General features: G+C 71.5%; 5 protein-coding genes. All 5 read right to left on the bottom strand.

Annotated features, from left to right (window positions below; genetic code table 11):
* Positions 1-673: NtaA/DmoA family FMN-dependent monooxygenase (locus BZL64_RS14685; protein WP_425276045.1), on the bottom strand; the 673-nt coding region annotated here is incomplete at its 3' end.
* A 32-nt stretch (positions 674-705) separates the two neighbouring features.
* Positions 706-1,455: an ABC transporter ATP-binding protein gene (locus BZL64_RS14680; RefSeq protein ID WP_086769630.1), complete on the bottom strand. Its 750-nt coding sequence runs from the start codon at positions 1,453-1,455 to the stop codon at positions 706-708.
* On the bottom strand, positions 1,431-2,288 hold the full coding sequence (locus BZL64_RS14675) for an ABC transporter permease (protein WP_086769629.1): 858 nt from the start codon (positions 2,286-2,288) through the stop codon (positions 1,431-1,433). Before BZL64_RS14675 ends, BZL64_RS14680 begins: the two co-directional genes overlap by 25 nt.
* A 5-nt stretch (positions 2,289-2,293) precedes the next feature.
* Positions 2,294-3,361: an ABC transporter substrate-binding protein gene (locus BZL64_RS14670; RefSeq protein WP_086769628.1), complete on the bottom strand. Its 1,068-nt coding sequence runs from the start codon at positions 3,359-3,361 to the stop codon at positions 2,294-2,296.
* A 215-nt stretch (positions 3,362-3,576) separates the two neighbouring features.
* Positions 3,577-4,462, bottom strand: an 886-nt coding sequence (locus BZL64_RS14665; RefSeq protein WP_086769631.1) for an ROK family protein, incomplete at its 5' end; no start/stop codon positions are given.

The following is a 4,462-nucleotide window of genomic DNA, read 5'->3' as shown; positions in this document are numbered from 1 at the left end:
TGGTGCAGGGGGGGTCCTCCGAGGACGGCAAGGCGTTCGCCGCCCGGTACGCGGAGGAGCCCGCCTGCACCAGCAGCGGATAACCCTGCGGTGAGCGGGGCACGTTGAGGGCGCCCTCGACACTGAAGTACGTCCCCCGGTGCCGGGGCGGGTGGATCTTCGCGTCGTCGCCCCAGACGCCGGCCGCCTTGTCGGCGACGATCGCGTCGTCCTCCCAGCTGTCCCACAGTTTCAGCGCCACGTCGAGGAACTCGGCGGCCCGCGCGTACCGTTCGGCGTGCGCGGGCTCGGCGTCGAGCCCGAAGTTGCGGGCGGCCTCGGCGCCGGCGGTGGTGACGATGTTCCAGCCGGCCCGGCCGCCGCTGACGATGTCCAGCGAGGCGAACCTGCGGGCCAGGTTGTAGGGCGAGTTGTAGGACGTGGACGCGGTGGCGATCAGGCCGATGTGCTCGGTCGCCGTGGCCAGCGCGGTCAGCAGCGTGAGCGGCTCCAGTGCCCCGGCGGGCCGCTGCGCGACCGTCCCCCACAACTGCGGCCCGTCGGCGAGGAACAGCGAGTCGAAGGTGCCGCGTTCGGCGATCCGCGCCAGGTGGACGTAGTGCGCGAGGTCGACGTGGGCGTACGGATCGCTCTCCGGGAACCGCCAGGACGCCTCGTGGTGGCCGGTGTTCATCAGGAACGCGTTGAGGTGGAGTGTTCTCGTGGTCACTGGTGGTCCTCCGTGACGCCCAGGGCGGCGAGCAGCCGTTCGCGGTACTCGCCGAGCAGCGGGTCCCGGTACGAGCGTGGGTGCGGTCGGTCGATGGTCAGGTCGAGGCCGATACGGCCCCGGTCCAGGACGAGGACCCGGTCGGCGAGCACGATCGCCTCGTCCACGTCGTGGGTGACGAGCAGCACGGACGGCCGGTGCCGCTCCCACAGCTCCCGCAGCAGGACGTGCATCCGGATACGGGTGAGGGCGTCCAGCGCGCCGAACGGCTCGTCGGCCAGCAGCAGTTCGGGCTCGCGCACCAGCGAGCGGGCCAGCGCCGCCCGCTGCGCCTCGCCGCCGGACAACTCGTTGGGCCAGGCCCGCTCACGGCCCGCGAGACCCACCTCGGCGAGCGCCTCCCGGCCCCGCTCCTCGGCGGCCTTGCCGTCGAGCCCGAGCAGGACGTTGGCCAGCACCCGCCGCCAGGGCAGCAGCCGGGAGTCCTGGAAGACGACGGACACCCGCTCCGGGGCCGTCAGCCGCCCGCTGCCCGTCACCTCGTGGTCGAGTCCGGCGACCGCCCGCAGCAGGGTGCTCTTGCCGGACCCGCTGTGCCCGAGCAGGGCCACGAACTGCCCCGCGGGGATGTCCAGGTCGACGCCGTCGAGGACGGTACGCCCCTCGAAGGACCGGGTGAGGCCCTCCAGCCGTACGGCGGGACGGGTCGGTGCCGGACTGGTCAGTTGCTCAGTGTGCGGCGCCATGACAGCACCCTCCGTTCGATGAGACGGACCACGCTGTCGGAGATCAGGCCGAAGACGCCGTAGACGACGAGGCCGACGAGGATGACGTCCGACTGTCCGTAGTTCTGGGCCTGGAACATCAGGTAGCCGAGGCCGCTGGTGGCGTTGATCTGCTCCAGGACCACCAGCCCCAGCCACGACCCGGTCACCCCGAGCCGCAGCCCGACGAAGAAGCCGGGCAGCGCGCCGGGGACGACGATCTCGCGGATGAAGGCGAGCTTCGACAGCCCCTGCACCTCGGCGAGTTCGACGAAGCGGTGATCGATCCCGGACAGCGCGGCATGCGTGTTCAGGTAGATCGGGATGTAGACGACGATGGCGATGATCGCGATCTTGAAGGTCTCGCCGATGCCCAGCCAGAGGATGAACAGCGGGATCAGGCCGAGCGTCGGGATCGCCCGGTTGAGGTTGACCGTCCCGTCGATCAGCGCCTCCCCGGTCCGGGTCAGCCCGGACGCCAGCGCCAGCAGCACCCCGGCGGTCAGCCCGATCGCGAAACCGGACCCGGCCCGTTGCAGCGAGGTGAGGATGTCGTCGGTCAGCGTGCCGTCGGTCCACAGCCGGGCCCCGGTCTCCAGCACCGTCCAGGGCGCGGGCACGGCACCGGGGTCGAGCCGCCCGGCGGCCGAGGCGGCGGCCCACAGGGCGAGCAGCAGCAGCGGCCCGGTGAGCCGCGCGGCGGGCAGCCGCTTTCCGGGGGCGAGCCCGCGGCGGCGGGTGCGGGGCCGCTCGTCGGCGACGGCGGCGGGGGCGTGCTTCTCCGGAGGAGCGGTGGTCACGGTCGTCGTGGTCATGGCGGTCACTTCCGGTACTCGGCCGGTACGGACGCGGCGGCGATGCCCTCGAAGCGGTGGTCGAAGAGCGTGACGACGTCGAACTTCTTCACGAAGCCGCCCTCGGCGAGCAGATCGGCGGTCTCCTGCTCCCAGGAGATGGCCTCCGTCCAGCTCGGCGGGAACAACGGCTTGTTGGCGAGGGCGGTGACGGCGCGGGCCTGGGGAAGGGTCAGGTTCTGCGTCTTGACGTAGAACTCCTCGTTCCACACGTCCGGGTGCTCGTACTGCCAGACCTGGCCCTGCGCCCACCGCGGGATGTACGCGGCGACCGCTGCCGCCTTGGCCCGGTCGTTCAGCACGGAGACCGGCGCCCACAGCAGGTTGAGCAGGTCGACGACGTCGGTGGTGATCGTGCGGGCACCCTTGGACTCGTACTGCGCCAGATACGCCGGCGCCTGCGTGTTGCCCAGCGGGGCGATGTCGACCTGGCCCGACTGGAGGGCGGTCAGGAACTGGTTGCTGGTCAGCGGGACGAGGTCGACGTCGTCGTAGGCCAGGCCCGCCTTCTTCAGCGCCCGCAGCAGGACGACACCCTGTGCCTGCCCCTGCGAGAAGGCGAGTTTGCGGCCCTTGAAATCCGCGATGGAACGGATGTCGCTGCCTGGCTTGGTGGCGAAGAGATAGTTCGGCTTGCGCGTGAGGTTGATCGCGACGATCTTCGCGTCGAATCCCTGGTAATGCGCCTGGATCGGCGGAATACCCGCGTTGTTGGCGACGTCGAGGGACTTGGCGCGGAACGCGTTGATGACATCGGGACCGGCCCCGATGTTCAGCCAGCTCGACACCTTGAACGGCGGATCGGGGAGTTTCGCCAGCTTGAACTGGAGCTGCTGGACGTTCTGGTAGGAGGCGATCTTCAGGCTGGTGCCGGCCGGCACCTTGTCGGCGAGCGGGGCCGTGGAGGCCCCCTCGGACCCGGCGGCGGCACTGCTCTCGGCGCAGCCGCTCAGCCCGGCGGCAGCGGCGGTTACCCCGAGCAGCGAGGTGAGGAAGAGGCGCCGGTCGACACCGGACGCACGGGAAACGGGCATGACGGAACTCCCTGAGGGAAAGGCAGGACAAAGCGCCGTACGAAGGCGGGAAAGCGTGCGTGATTCCGGGCCGGAAACGGCCCGCGAAGGGAATTCACGCAGGAGAGGGGGAGCGCTCGGGGCGCTTCAACGCGTCAGCAACAAAGGGTGCGACAGCTCATGAGGAAGATGCTCCTGTTCCCGGACCGTTCCTGTCAACATCCGGAGTTTCTGAATTAATTACGCAGAGGTGAGGCGTCCGGGGAATCCGCCCGCAGCAGGCTCAGCGGGTCCCGGTACAGCACGTCCAGGGCCACCGCTCCGCCCGCCACCGCGAGCACCGCGTCCGGGAAACTGGTCGGCGACACCGCCGCCGCCCGCTCCGCCCCCACCTCCGCCCGCAGCGCGGCCAGACAGTCCGCCCGGAACATGGCCCCCATCTCGGTGACGACCACGCTCTCCGGGTTGAGCACGTCCAGCAGCAGCCCGGCCGCCCGCCCCGTCATCCGCGCCCGCTCCAGCAGCAGCCGTACGGCCACCGCGTCACCCTCGGCGGCGGCGGCGACCACGTGCATCGGATTCGTCCCGTCGGTCAGCCCGGCGGCGCGGGCCCGCCGGCACAACGTCCGCTCGCTCAGCTCCGCCTGGAGGCAGCCGGTGCGCCCGCAGTCGCACGGCTCGGTGCCGCCGGCCAACGGCAGATGGGCGATGGCGCCCGCCTGCGAACGCGGCCCGTGATGCACCTGATCGTGAGTGGCGAACGCCGCGTCGACCACGTTCCCGACGAACAGATGCAGCAGACTGCGGCTGCCGCGCGCCCGCCCGAACAACCGCTCCGCGTCGACCAACGCCCGCGCGTGCCCGTCCACATGGACCGGCAGGCCCGTTCGGGCGCCGACCAGCTCCCGCACCGGCACGTCCCGCCACCCCAGCAGCGGATGCTCGACGACGGTCCCCGAATCCCGGTCCACCCAGCCGCCCACGGCCACCCCCACCCCCAGCGGACGGCGGCCCGACGCCTTCGCGCACAGCCCGGCCAGCCCCTCGGCGGCCCGCGCCAGCACCCCGGCCGGCTCGGTGCCCCGGTGCTTCAACTCCCGCCGCGCCACCACCCGTCCCCGC

This window comes from Streptomyces bobili (genome assembly GCF_002154575.1).
Taxonomy (GTDB): Bacteria; Actinomycetota; Actinomycetes; order Streptomycetales; family Streptomycetaceae; genus Streptomyces; species Streptomyces bobili.
The sequence above is the reverse complement of the archived record's forward strand: the minus strand, read 5'-3'. Positions and strand labels throughout refer to the sequence as shown.